The organism is Streptomyces sp. NBC_01341, assembly GCF_035946055.1.
Lineage (GTDB): Bacteria > Actinomycetota > Actinomycetes > Streptomycetales > Streptomycetaceae > Streptomyces.
In genome coordinates, this window is the sequence record NZ_CP108364.1 from 4,383,286 (window position 1) to 4,399,781 (window position 16,496).

Sequence of the window (16,496 nt, forward strand, 5' to 3'; positions counted from 1 at the left end):
AAAACCCCCATGCGAAGACTGCGCCGGGCACCAGGGCGCATGAGGCCCTCCGCATACGAGACTCGACACGTACACCGAGACGTCCAGGCATTGACCGACATAGGAGAGAAACCGTGACAACGGCTGTGACCATTCCCAGGCACGGGGACACCGGAGGGCGTACGGCCGTCGCTGCGCGGGCGCGGCAGGTCGTCAAGGCGTACGGGGCGGGGGAGACCAGGGTGGTGGCCCTTGACCACGTCGACGTGGACATCGCCCGCGGGCAGTTCACCGCGATCATGGGCCCGTCCGGGTCGGGCAAGTCGACCCTGATGCACTGCCTCGCGGGCCTGGACACGGTGACCTCCGGTCAGATCCACCTGGCCGACACCGAGATCACCGGCCTCAAGGACAAGAAGCTCACCCAGCTGCGCCGGGACCGGATCGGATTCATCTTCCAGGCGTTCAACCTGCTCCCGACGCTCAACGCGATCGAGAACATCACGCTGCCGATGGACATCGCCGGCCGCAAGCCCGACGCCGCCTGGCTGCGGCAGGTCGTGGAGACCGTCGGCCTGGCCGACCGGTTGAAGCACCGGCCCACCCAGCTCTCCGGCGGTCAGCAGCAGCGCGTCGCGGTCGCCAGGGCGCTCGCGGCCCGGCCCGAGATCATCTTCGGCGACGAGCCGACCGGGAACCTCGACTCGCGGGCCGGCGCCGAGGTGCTGTCGTTCCTGCGCAAGTCCGTGGACGAGCTGGGCCAGACCATCGTCATGGTCACCCACGACCCGGTGGCCGCGTCCTACGCGGACCGGGTGCTGTATCTCGCCGACGGGTCGATCGTCGACGAGATGCAGAACCCCACGGCCGAGCAGGTCCTTGACCGCATGAAGGACTTCGACGCGCGCGGGCGGACGTCATGACCGTGTGGAAGACCTCGATGCGCAACTTCCTGGCGCACAAGGGCCGGATGGCGCTGTCCGCCGTCGCGGTCCTGCTGTCCGTGGCGTTCGTGTGCGGCACGCTCGTCTTCACGGACACCATGAACACCACCTTCGACAAGCTCTTCGCCGCGACCTCCGCCGATGTGACGGTCAGCCCCAAGGCGGCCGGCGGCGCCGACGACATCCCGGAGAACGGCAAGCCCGCGGCGCTGCCGGAGTCCGTCGTGGCCGAGGTCGCCGGCGCCGACGGTGTGAAGAAGGCCGAGGGCGCCGTCACGAGCATGGCCGTCACGCTCGTCGACAGCCACGACAAGAACCTCGGTTCGGACACCGGCGCCCCGACCATCGCGGGCAACTGGACCGAGAACGACCTGCGGTCCATGGAGATCACCTCCGGCCACGCCCCGCGCGGCCCCACCGAGGCGATGATCGACGCGGACACGGCCGAGAAGCACCACCTGAAGATCGGTGACGAGGTGCGCACCATCGCCGTCACCGGGGACATCCGGGCGAAGGTCACCGGTATCGCCTCGTTCACCGTGACCAACCCCGGTGCGGCCGTCGTCTACCTCGACACGGCCACGGCCCAGCAGAAGCTCCTGGGTGCCGCCGGCGTCTTCACGCACATCGCGGTCACCGCAGAACCCGGCGTGAGCGACACGCAGTTGAAGCGGAACGTCGGCGCGGTCCTGGGTGACCCGGGGGCGTACAAGCTGCGGACCCAGAAGGAGAGCGCGGCGGACAACAAGGACTCCATGGGCTCGTTCCTGGACGTCATGAAGTACGCGATGCTCGGGTTCGCCGGGATCGCGTTCCTCGTCGGCATCTTCCTGATCGTCAACACCTTCTCGATGCTGGTCGCCCAGCGCACCCGCGAGATCGGCCTGATGAGGGCCATCGGCTCAAGCCGCAAGCAGGTCAACCGGTCCGTGCTCATCGAGGCGGTGCTCCTGGGCATCGTCGGATCGGTCCTGGGCGTCGGGGCGGGCATCGGCCTCGCCGTCGGGCTGATGAAGCTCATGGGCGCCATGGGCATGGAGCTGTCCACCAGGGACCTCACCATCGCCTGGACGACACCGGTGATCGGGCTCGTGCTCGGCATCGTCGTCACCGTCCTCGCCGCGTACATCCCGGCCCGCCGCGCCGGCAAGGTGTCCCCGATGGCCGCGCTGCGCGACGCCGGGACCCCGGCGGACGCCAAGTCCGGCTGGGTCCGGGCCGGTCTGGGGCTCGTCCTCACCGGGGCGGGCGCCGCGGGCCTCTGGGCGACGACCTGGGTGGACGACGCGACCGAGGGCTCGCTCTACCTCGGCCTGGGCGTGGTCCTCACCCTCATCGGGTTCATCGTGATCGGCCCCCTGCTCGCCGGTGGGATCGTGCGGGTGCTCGGTGCCGTCGTCCTGCGGCTGTTCGGTCCGGTCGGCCGGCTCGCGGAGCGCAACGCGCTGCGCAACCCCCGCCGTACGGGAGCGACGGGCGCCGCCCTGATGATCGGCCTCGCCCTGGTGGCCTGCCTCTCGGTCGTCGGCTCCTCCATGGTCGCCTCGGCCACCGACGAGCTGGACAAGTCGGTCGGCACGGACTTCATCGTCCAGTCGAACACCGGCCAGCTGATCGTGCCGCAGGCCGCGGAGGCGATGGAGAAGGTGCCGGGCATCGCGCACGTCACCGACTACAAGGTCCTGGCCGCGAAGCTCACCAACCCCGACGGCTCGACCGTCGACGAGGACGTCACCGCGGCCGACCCGACGTACCCGCAGGACCTGCGGCGCAAGACCGTGGCCGGCGACCTCGCCAAGGCGTACGGCGCGGACTCGATGTCGGTCGGCTCGGACTACGCGGCCCTGCACAGGATCAAGGCCGGGGACGAGATCACGGTCGCGTTCAAGGCCGGCGAGACCGCGAAGCTGAAGGTCGCCGCGATCACCTCGGACGAGACGAACGTCGACAAGGGCGCGATGTACATCAACGTCACGACCGCCGAGCGTTACGTCTCCGCCGACAGCATGCCCACGAACATGATCATGTTCGCCTCGGCGGAGGACGGAAAGGAGAAGGAGGCGTACGCCGCGCTCAAGAGCGCGCTCGCCCCCTACCCCCAGTACAAGGTGCAGAACCAGGCCGACTTCAAGGAGGACCTGAAGGACCAGATCGGCCAGCTGCTGAACATCGTGTACGGCCTGCTCGCCCTGGCGATCATCGTGGCGGTGCTGGGTGTCGTGAACACCCTGGCCCTGTCGGTCGTCGAGCGGACCCGTGAGATCGGCCTGATGCGGGCGATCGGCCTCTCCCGCCGTCAGCTGCGCCGGATGATCCGGCTGGAGTCCGTGGTCATCGCCCTCTTCGGCGCCCTGCTCGGACTCGGCCTGGGCATGGGCTGGGGCACCTCGGCCCAGAAGCTGCTGGCCCTCGAAGGGCTCGGGGTCCTGGAGATCCCGTGGCCGACGATCCTCACGGTGTTCGTCGCCTCGGCCTTCGTCGGACTGTTCGCCGCCCTGGTCCCGGCCTTCCGGGCCGGCCGGATGAACGTCCTGAACGCGATCGCCACGGACGGGTGACCCAGCCCGCCGCAGGCTGACCGCACCGGCCCCGGGACGTCCCTCCAGACGTCCCGGGGCCGGTGCGCGTCCGGGTGCGGAGCCGCGGCCGGGCGGGCACGACCGGTCAGGCGTGCATGACGGGCACGTCGTACTGAGGGATCCACTTGTCGCGGGTGACGACCGTCAGTCCCTCGGTCTGGGCCTGGGCGACGAGGATGCGGTCGAAGGGGTCGCGATGGAGCGGGGGGAGGCGGCCTGCCTTGACGCCGTGCCCTGCGGTGATCGCGAGGCTTGTCAGCTGACAGTCCCGCACTCGCTCCGCGAGATCATCGGGTCCTGCGAGTTTTCCGGCGGACTGCTTGATGGCGATCTCCCACGGAGTCGCGGCACTGAGGTACACGGCGGGTTCCGTGTCGATCAGGTCCTTGATCTCGTCGGAGAGTTCGGTGGAGTCGTCGAGCCACCACAGGGCGACATGAGTGTCGAGCAGAAGGCGCATCAGCGCATCCCGAACGCTTCGGCGATGTCGTCCGGAAGATCGTCGAAGTCATCGGGGATATGAATCCGTCCCCGGAGGGAGCCGCGACCGGTCCGCCGTACTTTCGGATGGAGGGGCACGACCTTCGCGATGGGCTCGCCCGCCCGGCTGATGATGACCTCCTCGCCGGTCTCGACCTGTTGCAGTATCCGGGAGAAGTGCGTCTTGGCCTCGTGCACGTTGTACTGCCGGGCTGCTTCCATGACCGCCTCGCTCGGGCCAGAAGTGGACTAGTGCTGGACTAAGGCTAGCCCCGCTGCCACCGACCGGACAACGGCGTTCCCCCGCGCGAGTGACACACCGGCGTCGTACGCTGGAGGACCCCGGCCCGTGCCACGTGTCGGGCCTCTCGCGTTGCTCACTCGCCACACCGGACGGAACCTTCATGAGCCTGCACGGTCTGCTGGACGTCGTCGTCACCGACCCGGCGCTCTCCGAAGCGGTGAAGGCCGCCTCCGACGGTCACCGGGCCCACGTCGACCTGGTCGGCCCGCCCGCCGCACGCCCCTTCGCCGTGGCCGCACTGGCGCGCGAGGCCGGCCGGACCGTACTCGCCGTCACCGCGACCGGCCGCGAGGCCGAGGACCTGGCCGCCGCGCTGAGGACGCTGCTGCCCCCCGACACCGTGGCGGAGTTCCCCTCCTGGGAGACCCTGCCCCACGAGCGGCTGTCGCCCCGCTCCGACACCGTGGGCCGCCGCCTCGCCGTGCTGCGCCGGCTGGCACACCCCCGGGCCGACGACCCCGAGACCGGCCCGGTCAAGGTGATCGTCGCACCGGTCCGCTCCGTGCTCCAGCCGCAGGTCAAGGGCCTGGGTGACCTGGAGCCCGTGGCGCTGCGCAGCGGGGGGAGCGCGGATCTGGGTGAGGTCGTGGAGGCCCTCGCGGCGGCGGCGTACTCCCGGGTCGAGCTGGTGGAGAAGCGTGGCGAGTTCGCGGTGCGCGGCGGCATCCTGGACGTCTTCCCGCCGACCGAGGAGCACCCCCTGCGGGTGGAGTTCTGGGGCGACGACGTCGAGGAGATCCGCTACTTCAAGATCGCCGACCAGCGATCCCTGGAGGTCGCCGAGCACGGCCTGTGGGCCCCGCCCTGTCGTGAGCTGCTGCTCACCGACGACGTACGCGAGCGGGCCGCGGCCCTTGCCGAGGCGCACCCCGAGCTGGGCGAGCTGCTGGGGAAGATCGCCGAGGGGATCGCGGTCGAGGGCATGGAGTCGCTGGCCCCGGTCCTCGTCGACGAGATGGAGCTGCTGATCGACGTCCTGCCGAAGGGCGCGATGACGCTGGTCTGCGACCCGGAGCGGGTACGGACCAGGGCGGCGGACCTCGTCGCGACCAGCCAGGAGTTCCTCCAGGCGTCCTGGGCGGCCACGGCGGGCGGCGGCAAGGCCCCGATCGATGTCGGGGCCGCCTCGCTGCGGGGTATCGCGGACGTCCGGGACCGGGCCCGTGAGCTGGGCATGATGTGGTGGTCCACGTCCCCCTTCGCCGCCGACGAGGAGCTGGACGGGGACACCCTGAAGCTCGGGATGCACGCCCCGGAGGCGTACCGCGGCGACACCGCCCGGGCGCTCGCGGACACCAAGGGGTGGCTGGCCGAAGGGTGGCGCACGGTGTACGTCACCGAGGGGCAGGGCCCCGCCTCCCGCACGGTCGAGGTCCTTGGCGGGGAGGGCATCGCGGCCCGGCTCGACGCGAATCTGACCGGGATCGAGCCCTCGCTCGTCCACGTCTCGTGCGGTGCCATCGACCACGGTTTCGTCGACCCGGGGCTGAAGCTGGCCGTGCTGACGGAGACGGACCTGACCGGGCAGCGTACGGCCACCAAGGACCTGGGGCGGATGCCGGCCCGGCGCCGGAAGTCCGTCGACCCGCTGACCCTGCAGACGGGCGACTACATCGTGCACGAGCAGCACGGTGTGGGCCGCTACATCGAGATGGTGCAGCGCACCGTGCAGGGCGCGACCCGCGAGTACCTCCTTGTCGAGTACGCCCCCGCCAAGCGTGGCCAGCCCGGCGACCGGCTGTACATCCCGACCGACCAGCTGGAGCAGGTCACCAAGTACGTCGGCGGGGAGGCGCCCACCCTGCACCGGCTCGGCGGCGCCGACTGGACCAAGACGAAGCAGCGCGCCAAGAAGGCCGTCAAGGAGATCGCCGCCGACCTGATCAAGCTGTACTCGGCGCGCATGGCGGCCCCCGGTCACGCGTTCGGCCCGGACACCCCGTGGCAGCGCGAGCTGGAGGACGCCTTCCCGTACGCCGAGACGCCCGACCAGCTGTCCACGATCGCCGAGGTCAAGGAGGACATGGAGAAGTCCGTCCCGATGGACCGGCTGATCTGCGGCGACGTCGGTTACGGCAAGACGGAGATCGCGGTGCGGGCGGCCTTCAAGGCGGTCCAGGACGGCAAGCAGGTCGCCGTGCTCGTGCCGACGACGCTCCTGGTCCAGCAGCACTTCGGCACGTTCACCGAGCGGTACGCACAGTTCCCCGTCAACGTGCGGGCGCTGAGCCGCTTCCAGTCGGACACCGAGTCGAAGGCGACGCTGGAGGGGCTGAAGGACGGGTCCGTGGACCTGGTCATCGGCACGCACCGGCTGTTCTCGTCCGAGACGAAGTTCAAGGACCTGGGCCTGGTCATCGTCGACGAGGAGCAGCGCTTCGGCGTCGAGCACAAGGAGCAGCTGAAGAAGCTGCGGGCCAACGTGGACGTGCTCACCATGTCGGCGACACCCATTCCCCGCACGCTCGAGATGGCCGTCACGGGCATCCGCGAGATGTCGACGATCACGACGCCCCCGGAGGAGCGGCACCCCGTCCTCACGTTCGTCGGGCCGTACGAGGAGAAGCAGATCGGCGCGGCCGTGCGGCGTGAACTCCTGCGTGAGGGCCAGGTGTTCTACATCCACAACCGGGTCGAGTCCATCGACCGGGCCGCGGCCCGGCTGCGCGAGATCGTGCCCGAGGCGCGGATCGCGACGGCGCACGGGCAGATGGGCGAGAGCCAGCTGGAGCAGGTCGTCGTCGACTTCTGGGAGAAGCGGTTCGACGTGCTCGTCTCCACGACGATCGTCGAGTCCGGCATCGACATCTCCAACGCCAACACCCTGATCGTGGAGCGCGGCGACAACTTCGGCCTGTCCCAGCTGCATCAGCTGCGCGGCCGTGTCGGCCGTGGACGGGACCGCGGCTACTCGTACTTCCTGTATCCGCCGGAGAAGCCGCTGACGGAGACCGCGCACGAGCGGCTGGCGACGATCGCCCAGCACACCGAGATGGGCGCGGGGATGTACGTGGCGATGAAGGACCTGGAGATCCGGGGCGCCGGAAACCTCCTGGGCGGCGAGCAGTCCGGGCACATCGCGGGGGTCGGCTTCGACCTGTACATCCGGATGGTCGGCGAGGCGGTGGCCGACTACCGGGCCGCCGTGGACGGCGGGGTCGAGGAGGAGCCGCCGCTGGAGGTCAAGATCGAGCTGCCGGTGGACGCGCACATCCCCCACGACTACGCCCCGGGGGAGCGGCTGCGCCTCCAGGCGTACCGCTCGATCGCCTCCGCGAACTCGGAGGAGGACATCCGCGCGGTGCGCGAGGAGCTCACCGACCGGTACGGCAAGCTGCCGGAACCGGTGGAGAACCTTCTGCTGGTGGCGGGCCTGCGGATGCTCGCCCGGGCCTGCGGGGTGGGCGAGATCGTGCTCCAGGGGCCGAACATCCGCTTCGCTCCGGTGGAACTGCGTGAGTCGCAGGAGCTGCGGCTGAAGCGGCTCCACCCGAAGACGATCTTCAAGCCGGCCACACGCCAGATCCTCGTCCCGCGCCCGACGGCGGGCCGGATCGGCGGCAAGCCGGTGGTGGGGCGCGAACTCCTCTCGTGGACCGGGGAGTTCCTCACGACGATCCTGGGGTCGTAGGGCTGGAGTACTAGGTGCGGGCCGGGCCCGCGTCGTTCGCGGGGCCACGTGGCGCACGAAGACCCCCGGACCGTCGGGCGCTCCGGGGCGATGGGTCGGTGGCCGGCGTACGGCTTGCCGTCCTGACCGCACCCGCGACGAGGCGGGAGGCCGGGCTTTACGCAGGCCGACGCGCGTGATCAACTTTGCGCTGTCATACGGGTGAGGCCTCTGGGGAGGGGCCGGGGGCAGGGGAGACACGCGATGCAGGTCGCCGAGAAGGAGAAGGTGCAGCCGTGCCCGCAGTGCGGCACGGAGATCCGGACGGACTCCCGGTTCACCACCTGGTGCAGTGCCTGCGACTGGAACGTGGACCCGGTGGGCGACGCGGCGCAGGACCGGAACGACGGCCTGCTGGAGCGGATGAGGCGCGCCACGGCCCACCGGCACGGTGAACAGTTGCATGCCCGGGTGAGCGGGGACGGCGCCGGGCGCCGGGCAGGGGACCTGTCCGTCGTCCTGGCCTACGCCATCGCGTGTGCGGTGCACGGCGTGACGGTGGCCCTGGCCGCCCTCGGAGTCTGGTGCGTCGTGGCGGGATGGGGCGGCTTCGGCGTGCTCCTCGGCCTGATCCTGCTGTTCGTGGCATGGAACCTGAGGCCGCGACTGCCGCGCCTGCCCGAGGAGGGGCCCCTGCTGCGGCGTGACGACGCACCCGTGCTGTTCGGGCTGATCGACGAGATCGCCAGGGTGGCCGGTACGCGCGGCGTGGACGTGATCGCGGTCGACACGGACGTGAACGCGAGTGTGATGAGCTGCGGGGTACGGGGACGTCGTCTGCTGAGACTGGGGCTTCCGCTCTGGGAAGTCCTCACGCCGCAGCAGCGGATCGCCCTGCTCGGCCACGAACTGGGTCACTACGGCAACGGTGACACCCGCCGAGGGATCATCCCTGCGACCGCCTACCGCTCACTGGTCACCTGGTGGGAGTACACCGAGCCGAAGGAGAACCCGTCTCCGCTCGAGATGGTGGTCAACCTGCTCTGTCTCGTGCCGCGTGCACTGATCGTCGCCGTGTTGAGGACGCTGGACAAGCTGACCATGCGTTCCAGTCGGCGTGCGGAGTATCTCGCGGACTCGTTCGCGGCGGAGGCCGGATCGTCGGTGGCGGCCGCGGAGCTCATGGACCGGCTCCTCGTCCTGGACTCGGCGGTCGTCACGCTCCAGCGTGAATCCAACGATCCGCGCGCCGCCCGCCGCGGTGCCGGCGGGGCCGAGGAGCGGGCGGAGCGGCTGTGGACGCTGCTGGCCGCGGACGCGGCGTCGGTCCCGGAGCACGAGTACGAGCGGAGCCGCCGGGTCAGTGCCATCAGGGGGCACTGCGTCGACGCCACGCACCCGCCCACCCACCTGCGGCGGGAACGGCTCCTCTCGCTCACGCCCCTGCCTGCGGCTGTCGTTGTGGACGACGAGCGGGAGCAGCGGATCTCCGAAGAGCTCGCCGACGCGCGCCGTCTGCTCGCCCGCCGGATCCTGAGGGACGGTTTCCCCGGCTAGGACTCGTACGGCTTGGCCACGGCGGGCGGCTCGGACCGGGGCCGCCGTCCGCGAGTTCCGGAGGGGGCGCCGTCGCAGGGCCGTGGACCGGCGCCGCCGACGGCAGGTTCGCGGATGGGCGGAGGTCTCACGACGCCCCCGGGAGTGCGGGGCGGTCGAAGAGGAATCCGGCGACGGACCGGAACACGTCCTCGGGGTCCCGTCCGCCGACCGGTCCGTCCAGGTTGCCCGTCAGCAGCAGCGTGGCGAAGCCGTGGGCGAGGGACCAGGCGGCGATGCCCGCGAGCCGGGCGTCCTCGCCATGGGCGGCGTCGGGCAGTTCGCCGACCCCCGCGCGCAGCTCGTCGGTGGCACGGGCCTTGGCGGCGAGCAGGGCGGGGTCGTCGGCGCGGTGGAGCTCGGGGCGGAACATGACCTGGAAGTGCGCGGGGTGCTCCGCGGCGAAGCGCACGTACGCGACCCCGCGCTCCCGCAGGTCCTGGGCGCCGGCCAGGGCGTCGGCGAACAGGGCGTAGCCCTCGGCGGCGACGGCGGTGAGCAGGCCGGTCCGGTCCTTGAAGTGGTGGGCCGGTGCGGCGTGCGAGACGCCCGCACGGCGGGCCAGGTCGCGCAGGGACAGGGCGTCGGGGCCGTCCTGGCCGATGGCGTCGAGAGCCGTGGCGAGCAGGGTCCGCCGCAGGTCGCCGTGGTGGTAGGCGCGTTCACTGGTCATGGGACGTACCGTACGCGGAATGTAGTCATTGACAAGTTCTAGGGGGGAGGCGCATCCTGACCATCTAGTCAATGACAAGATAAATCGGGGAGCGGGAGGCCGGGAGATGTCCGACGAAGCGGGCCGTGTGCGTCAGATGTGGCACTTGCTGGAGCCCCTGCACGCCGTCGTCTACTACGCGCCGGAGGCCTTCGAGGAGGCCGCCGCGCTGGGGTACGCGACGGACGAGCGGTGGCCGTCCTACTTCGCGTGGCGCGCCGCACCGCTCGGAGCGGCGGGCGCCGAGCGGGTGGCGGACACCTTCCACAGCTTCAGCCCCCGGATGATCGGCGCGTACGTGCCGGCCGGCTGGTCCGTCGCCACCCCGGACGCGGTGCTCGCGGCCAGGGAGAGGGCCGTCGACCGTGCCTACCGGGCGCTGTTCGGGGAGCGCGTGGACGGCCCCGGGTTCGCCGGGGCGGCGGCGCTCGCCCGCCGGGTGGCCAGGGCGGCGGACATGACCGGCCGCCCCCTCGCGGCGGCGGCCGCCGCCCTGCCGTGGCCGCGGGAGCCGCACCTGGTGCTCTGGCACGCGGCGACGATCCTGCGGGAGCACCGGGGCGACGGTCACGTGGCGGCGCTCGTCGCGGCGGGGCTCGATCCGGTGGAGTCGCTGGTCTCCTTCGCGGCCGTCGGCGCCGCCCCGCCCCAGGTGTTCGCGAGCCGGGGGTGGAGCGCCGCGGAATGGGCCGCGGCCCGCGGACGTCTGGCCGCACGGGGACTGCTGGAGGCGGACGGCACGGCGACCGTCGAGGGCCGCGCGCTGCGCGCGGAGATCGAGCGCCGTACGGACGAGAGCGCGGCGCAGCCCTGGGAAGCCCTCGAACCGGAGGAGCGGGAGCGGCTCGTGGAGCTGCTGGGGCCGGTGTGGGTGGAGGTGCTCGGCTCCGGCCTGCTGCCGTCCGAGACGACGCTGGGGATCGGAAAGGTGTGAGTGAGCCGGCCGTGGCCCGCCCGCTGCCCGTGGGCGACCGCGCCGCCCGACCCCCCCCGGGGGGTTCCCGGCCCCCGCCCCGTGCCGCGATTCCGGCCCGGCGCCTAACCTGGTTCGCTGTGAAGCCATCTGACGCAGTGAGCCCCCGAAACCGCCTCCTCGCCCTCGTGACCGTGGCCCTGACGGGCTCTCTGGTCCTGACCGGGTGCGACTCCCTCGACGAACTGCCCGACCCCGTGCGGTCCGAAGCGGCACCGGCCCCCGGTGGCAGCGCGCTGCAGGCGGCCGAAGGCCTCACGGTCAAGGGCCGGGCCCCGAAGACCGGTTATGACCGCGACGAGTTCGGGTCCGCCTGGGCTGACACCGACCGCAACGGCTGCGGCACCCGTGACGACATCCTCGCGGACCAGCTCGACGACGTCTCCCGGGACGCCGACGGCTGCAAGGTGCTCAGCGGGGTCCTCGACCCGGACCCGTACACCGGGACCCGCATCACGTTCCAGCGGGGCCGCAGCAAGGTGGACATAGACCACCTCGTCGCCCTGTCCGACGCCTGGCAGAAGGGCGCCCAGAAGTGGAGCGACGGCAAACGGCGGGCATTCGCCAACGACCCGCTGAACCTCGTGGCGGCCGACTCCTCCACCAACCGCCGCAAGGGCGACGGGGACACCGCGACCTGGCTGCCCCCGAACAAGGACTACCGCTGCGCGTACGTCGCGGGGCAGGTCTCGGTGAAGAAGAAGTACGGGCTGTGGGTGACGCAGGCGGAGCAGGACGCCATGACGGACGTGCTGCGGACCTGCCCCAAGGAGAAGCTGCTCGCGGGCGGCAACCCGACGGACGCCCCGGCGCGTTGAGCCGTCTCCGTGCGGCGGACCCGGAGTCCGGTGTGGGGGTACCGCGTCCCGTGTGGCGATGGCGGCTGACGGCCGTGGGGCTCAACCTGGGCCTGGGAGTGCCGGGGATCGTGCCCGTGTGGCTGGTGTGGTACGTCCTGGCGAACGGCCCCTTCGCGGCGGCCGGATGGGCGTCGCGGGAGCCGACGGAGAACGACGGCATGGCGCTCTGGCTGGTCATCGTCGTGCCGGTGGTCGCGGCCTTCGCGATCATCTGGTGGCTCGCCAACAGCCCCGTGCGGCGGAGGGCGGCGCTCGACCCGCTCGTGTACTGGCCTGCGGGGGTGCTGCTGACGCTCGCGCCCACCGCGGTGCTCATCGTCAACAGCTACGTCTGAGCCGGTTCGGGGCCTCGGCCACGGGCCGGCTCCCGAGCCGGGTGCCGGGTCATGCCCGGGTAATCCGCTTGGCCGGCCGGTGCCCCGCCCCTACCGTGACGCCCATGGACCTGAAGATCACCTCGCTCGCCGAGCGGCCCGAGCTGGCGGGCGCGATCGACGAGATGCCCGACACCTGGCCGCTCTTCGTGCTGGAGGACCTGGTGGGCTGGGCGAACTTCCCGCGCCTGGCCGTCGATTTCCCCGAGTACGTACTGGTCGCCACCGGCCCGGACGGGGCGGTGGCCGCCCGTGCCTACAGCGTGCCCTTCGCTCTCGGCGTCCCGGGGCGGGGCTCCCTGCCCGCGAGCGGCTGGGACCAGGTGCTGCTGTGGGCGTTCTCCGACCTGAGGCACGGGCGCACGCCGGACACGGTCGGCGCGATCGAGGTGGCGGTGGCCTCGGGGCTGCAGGGGCGGGGCGTGTCCGGGCAGATGCTGGCCGCGATGCGGGAGAACGCCCGGCGGCTCGGCTTCCGCGAGGTCGTGGCCCCCGTGCGGCCGAGCGCGAAGCACACGGATCCGGCGGCGCCGATGGAGGAGTACGCCCGGCTGACCCGCGCCGGGGACGGCCTGCCGGTGGACCCCTGGCTGCGGGTCCATGTGCGGGCGGGCGGGGTCATCGAGTCGGTGGCGCCGACGTCGATGACCGTGAGCGCCCCGCTCGACCGGTGGCGCGCCTGGACGGGGCTGCCGTTCGACACCGAGGGCCCCGTGGACGTACCGGGAGCCCTGGTGCCGGTGCTGTGCTCGGTCCGGCACGGCTACGCGGTGTACGTCGAACCGAACGTCTGGGTTCGCCACCGGACGTGAACAGGGCCTGGGCCCGCGAGGAAGGGACATCGTGTCCTCGCCGGAGAGGCGCCCGCGTCCCGGGCGCCCGACTGCTTCGTGCGTCCGTGGTGCGCGAGGTGTCAGAGCTTCAGGTCCCACTGGTCCGCGTCCCATTCGAGGCCCGGGCTGACCTCGACGGTCAGGTTCTTCGCGTCCGCCGGTGCGTCGAAGGCGAACTGTGCGGTGATCTTCTTGCCCGGGAGGACCGTTCCGCTGAAGCCCTCACCGACCTTGCCGTCGAAGATCTGCTCGGCGTTCACGCCGTCCTTGCCGGCGCGGGCGTCCACGGTGGCCAGGCTCGCGTCGAGCTTCTCCTTGCTCTTGTTCTCCATGACGACGGTCACCTTGTACGCGCTGTTGCCCTTGGTGTGCCCGGCCGCGAACTCGTCCGGTGTGTAGGCGTTCGCGGGTCCGACCGTGACCTCCAGGCCGTCGTCGTACACGGCCGTGTCCGCTTCGTCCAGGCTCACGGCCTTGTCGTCGGCGCTGTCCTTCTCCGTGCCGCCCGCCGCCCCCGGCTTCGCGGAGGCCGCACTCCCCGACACCTCCTTGTTGATGTCCTTCACCACGTCGTCCACGGCCTTGAACGTCAGGACGGCTCCGACCACCGACAGGATGAGCGAGACCAGGCCGAGCACCGCGCCGAACGTGGCCACGCCCTTGTTGGTCGCCTCCCCGCGCTTGGCGCGGCCCCGTGCCGCCAGGCCCAGGATCAGGGCGATGACTCCGAGGATGCCCGCCAGCCAGAAGAGCAGCGGCACCAGCCCGGAGACCGTCCCGATGATGCCGAGGACGAGGGCGGCGACACCGAGCCCGTTACGGGCGGGCTGCGTGCCGGGAACCTGGGTGGGGGCGTACGGCTGCTGGGGCTGAGGCGACTGCGTGTACTGAGACATGGGTGTGCCCTTCGGCGAATGACGGGGATGTGAGCGGCGCGATGCGCCGCTCCGTTGTGCGGTGGGTCAATAAGAGCAGAGCCTGTGAACCGGGTCAACATGCATTTCGTCGTTTCGCGTAGTCGCGTGCGTGAACCGGGGTGTGGGTGTGATCGGTATGCTCACCCCCACAGCGGGCGACACCGACGTGCGTGGAACGGGAGACAGGCCAGTGCCGGAGAGCTCGACAGAGGTGACCGCAGCCGGAATCGCCCGGCTCGCGGGTGTGGGCCGCGCCGCCGTCAGCAACTGGCGCCGCCGCCACGACGACTTCCCGAAGCCTGTGGGCGGCACCGAGGCGAGCCCTTCCTTCGCCCTTCATCAGGTCGAGCAGTGGCTACGGGACCAGGGCAAACTCGCCCAGGTCCCGCTGCGCGAAAGGGTCTGGCAGCAGATGGCCGGGCATCCCGGTGGCGCCGTCACCGCTCTCGTCCACGCCGGCAGTGCCCTCATCCTGGTCCGGGACAGGCCCACCGCATGGCTGGAGATCACCGCGGTCTCGGACGCCCGTATGGCGGCAGTGCTCCCCGACGCCCTGGACCGGGTGCTGGCCGACCGTTTCGGGCCGGGACGCGTCGTCCCCACCCCCACGGCTTCCGCGCTCCTGCCGTCCGTCCCGCTCCTGCGCGGCGTCGCCGAACTCGCCGCGGAGACCGGCGTCCGGCCGGCGTTCGACTTCCTGTTCGGCCGTCAGCTCGATGCCAACCCGCGTCAGTACACGCTCACACCTCCGGGTCTCGCCGATCTGATGGCCTCCCTCGCCGAAGCGGCCAAGCCCCACGGGGGGCACGGAGGGAAGCGGGTCCCGCGCACGGTCCTCGACCCCGCTGCCGGAACCGGCGCCCTGCTGCGCGCGGTCGGCAGGCCCACGGCTCTGTACGCGCAGGAGGCGGACGCCGACCTCGCGGCGCTCACCGCGCTCCGGCTCGCACTGCAGGCGTCGACGAGCGGGGCCGACGAGCCCGCCATCGAGGTGCGGACCGGCGACACCCTGCGTACGGACGCGTTCGCTCGGCTGACGGTGGACGCGGTGCTCTGCCACCCCCCGTTCAACGAGCGCAACTGGGGTCACGACGAGCTCGCCTACGATCCGCGCTGGGAGTACGGCTTTCCGGCCCGCACCGAGTCGGAACTCGCCTGGGTCCAGCACGCACTCGCCCGTCTCCGCGAGGGCGGTACCGCCGTGCTGCTGATGCCCCCCACCTCGGCGTCCCGCCGCTCGGGCCGCCGCATCCGCGCCGACCTGCTGCGCCGCGGAGCCCTGCGCGCCGTCATCGCCCTCCCGGCCGGCGCCGCGCCCCCGTACGGCATCCCCCTCCACCTCTGGGTGCTCCGGAAGCCGGGTGCCGAGTCGCGGCCCACGCCCGAACTGCTGGTCGTGGACACCGCCGGCCCCGAGACGGCCGGCGCCGCGCCGGGCCGCGACCGGCTCGACTGGCCCGCACTGCGTGCCACGGTCCTCGACGCATGGACACCCTTCGACACGGCCGGCCGCCGGGAGCCCTTCGAGGAGCGTCCGGGGGCGAGCCGTGCCGTCCCCGTCATCGAACTGCTCGACGACGACGTGGACCTGACCCCCGCCCGTCACCTCCCGCCCGTGGCGTCCGGCGGTGGTGCGGCGGAACTGGCCGCCGTGGGGGAGCGGCTGCAGGACACCCTGAAGCTGGCCTCCCGGCTCGCTCCGGCACCCGCCGTGCCCGGCGAGGCCGTCAGGCGGCCCCACACCACGGTCGGTGAACTGGCCCGCGCCGGCGCCCTGCAGCTGCGTACGGGCACCGGTGCGGCGACCGGCCCGCTGGCGGTCCTCACCGAGCACGACGTCCTCGCCGGCACGGCCCCCAGCGGGACGCCCACGGCTCCCGCCGGCTCTCCGCAGGACGAGCCGCTGCTGCTGGAGGCGGGCGATGTGGTGGTGCCCGTGCTCGGCGGCGGCGCGGTGGCCAGGGTCGTCGACGACGCCACGGCGGGGGCCGCGCTCGGCCGCAACCTCCAGCTGCTGCGCCCCGATCCGGCCGCCCTGGACCCCTGGTTCCTCGCCGGCTTCCTGCGCGGGACCGCCAACAACCGGCAGGCCAGCAGCTACGCCTCCACGGCGACGCGTCTCGACGCACGCCGCCTCCAGGTACCGCGCCTTCCGCTGGACGAACAGCGGAGGTACGGCGAACAGTTCAGTGCCCTGGCCGTGTTCGAGGACGCGCTGCGCGCGGCGGGGCGGCTCGGCGGGCAGCTGGTGCAGGGGATGTACGACGGGCTCACGGACGGCACGGTGGCCCCGAAGTGACCTGAAGCACAACGGTTGTGCACAACCCAGGACCGG

13 protein-coding genes are annotated in these 16,496 nt (G+C 71.8%); 9 read left to right on the top strand and 4 right to left on the bottom strand.

Annotated features, from left to right (window positions below; all coding sequences use genetic code 11):
• The first annotated feature begins 113 nt into the window (after positions 1 to 113).
• Positions 114 to 902, top strand: a complete 789-nt coding sequence (locus OG206_RS19440; protein WP_327117769.1) for an ABC transporter ATP-binding protein — start codon at positions 114 to 116, stop codon at positions 900 to 902.
• Positions 899 to 3,481 (top strand): ABC transporter permease, encoded by a 2,583-nt coding sequence (locus OG206_RS19445; protein WP_327117771.1) that lies wholly within the window; start codon positions 899 to 901, stop codon positions 3,479 to 3,481. Before OG206_RS19440 ends, OG206_RS19445 begins: the two co-directional genes overlap by 4 nt.
• A 106-nt stretch (positions 3,482 to 3,587) precedes the next feature.
• Here the strand turns inward: OG206_RS19445 and OG206_RS19450 are convergent, their stop codons facing one another.
• Positions 3,588 to 3,962: a type II toxin-antitoxin system VapC family toxin gene (locus OG206_RS19450; protein WP_327117773.1), complete on the bottom strand. Its 375-nt coding sequence runs from the start codon at positions 3,960 to 3,962 to the stop codon at positions 3,588 to 3,590.
• Positions 3,962 to 4,204 carry a type II toxin-antitoxin system Phd/YefM family antitoxin gene (locus OG206_RS19455; protein WP_327117775.1) on the bottom strand — a complete coding sequence of 81 codons (243 nt, stop codon included), beginning with the start codon at positions 4,202 to 4,204 and terminating at the stop codon, positions 3,962 to 3,964. The genes OG206_RS19450 and OG206_RS19455 overlap by 1 nt, the downstream gene beginning before the upstream one ends.
• 182 nt (positions 4,205 to 4,386) lie before the next feature.
• Between OG206_RS19455 and mfd the strand changes: the two genes are divergently transcribed.
• Both mfd and OG206_RS19465 read left to right on the top strand, forming a co-directional pair.
• On the top strand, positions 4,387 to 7,917 hold the full coding sequence (gene mfd, locus OG206_RS19460; RefSeq protein ID WP_327117777.1) for a transcription-repair coupling factor: 3,531 nt from the start codon (positions 4,387 to 4,389) through the stop codon (positions 7,915 to 7,917).
• Between the two features lie 243 nt (positions 7,918 to 8,160).
• Positions 8,161 to 9,453, top strand: coding sequence for a M48 family metallopeptidase (locus tag OG206_RS19465; protein WP_327117779.1), 1,293 nt, complete (start codon positions 8,161 to 8,163; stop codon positions 9,451 to 9,453).
• Positions 9,454 to 9,580: 127 nt separating this feature from the next.
• Here OG206_RS19465 and OG206_RS19470 read toward each other — a convergent pair whose 3' ends face one another.
• Positions 9,581 to 10,165 (bottom strand): TetR/AcrR family transcriptional regulator, encoded by a 585-nt coding sequence (locus OG206_RS19470; RefSeq protein ID WP_327117780.1) that lies wholly within the window; start codon positions 10,163 to 10,165, stop codon positions 9,581 to 9,583.
• 106 nt (positions 10,166 to 10,271) lie between these two features.
• On the opposite strand from OG206_RS19470, the gene OG206_RS19475 reads away from it, so the two are divergent.
• The 4 genes from OG206_RS19475 to OG206_RS19490 all read left to right on the top strand — a co-directional run bounded on the left by OG206_RS19475 (position 10,272) and on the right by OG206_RS19490 (position 13,223).
• Positions 10,272 to 11,138: an SCO6745 family protein gene (locus OG206_RS19475; protein ID WP_327117782.1), complete on the top strand. Its 867-nt coding sequence runs from the start codon at positions 10,272 to 10,274 to the stop codon at positions 11,136 to 11,138.
• A 119-nt stretch (positions 11,139 to 11,257) separates the two neighbouring features.
• Positions 11,258 to 11,995, top strand: coding sequence for an HNH endonuclease family protein (locus tag OG206_RS19480; protein ID WP_442805870.1), 738 nt, complete (start codon positions 11,258 to 11,260; stop codon positions 11,993 to 11,995).
• Complete coding sequence (locus tag OG206_RS19485) at positions 11,992 to 12,372, top strand: hypothetical protein (RefSeq protein WP_327117784.1); 381 nt, start codon at positions 11,992 to 11,994, stop codon at positions 12,370 to 12,372. Before OG206_RS19480 ends, OG206_RS19485 begins: the two co-directional genes overlap by 4 nt.
• A gap of 104 nt (positions 12,373 to 12,476) precedes the next feature.
• Positions 12,477 to 13,223, top strand: a complete 747-nt coding sequence (locus OG206_RS19490; protein ID WP_327117786.1) for an N-acetyltransferase — start codon at positions 12,477 to 12,479, stop codon at positions 13,221 to 13,223.
• 101 nt (positions 13,224 to 13,324) lie between these two features.
• Here the strand turns inward: OG206_RS19490 and OG206_RS19495 are convergent, their stop codons facing one another.
• Positions 13,325 to 14,140 (bottom strand): DUF4190 domain-containing protein, encoded by an 816-nt coding sequence (locus OG206_RS19495; protein ID WP_327117788.1) that lies wholly within the window; start codon positions 14,138 to 14,140, stop codon positions 13,325 to 13,327.
• A gap of 211 nt (positions 14,141 to 14,351) precedes the next feature.
• On the opposite strand from OG206_RS19495, the gene OG206_RS19500 reads away from it, so the two are divergent.
• On the top strand, positions 14,352 to 16,460 hold the full coding sequence (locus tag OG206_RS19500; RefSeq protein ID WP_327117790.1) for an N-6 DNA methylase: 2,109 nt from the start codon (positions 14,352 to 14,354) through the stop codon (positions 16,458 to 16,460).
• The last annotated feature ends 36 nt before the right edge of the window (positions 16,461 to 16,496 follow it).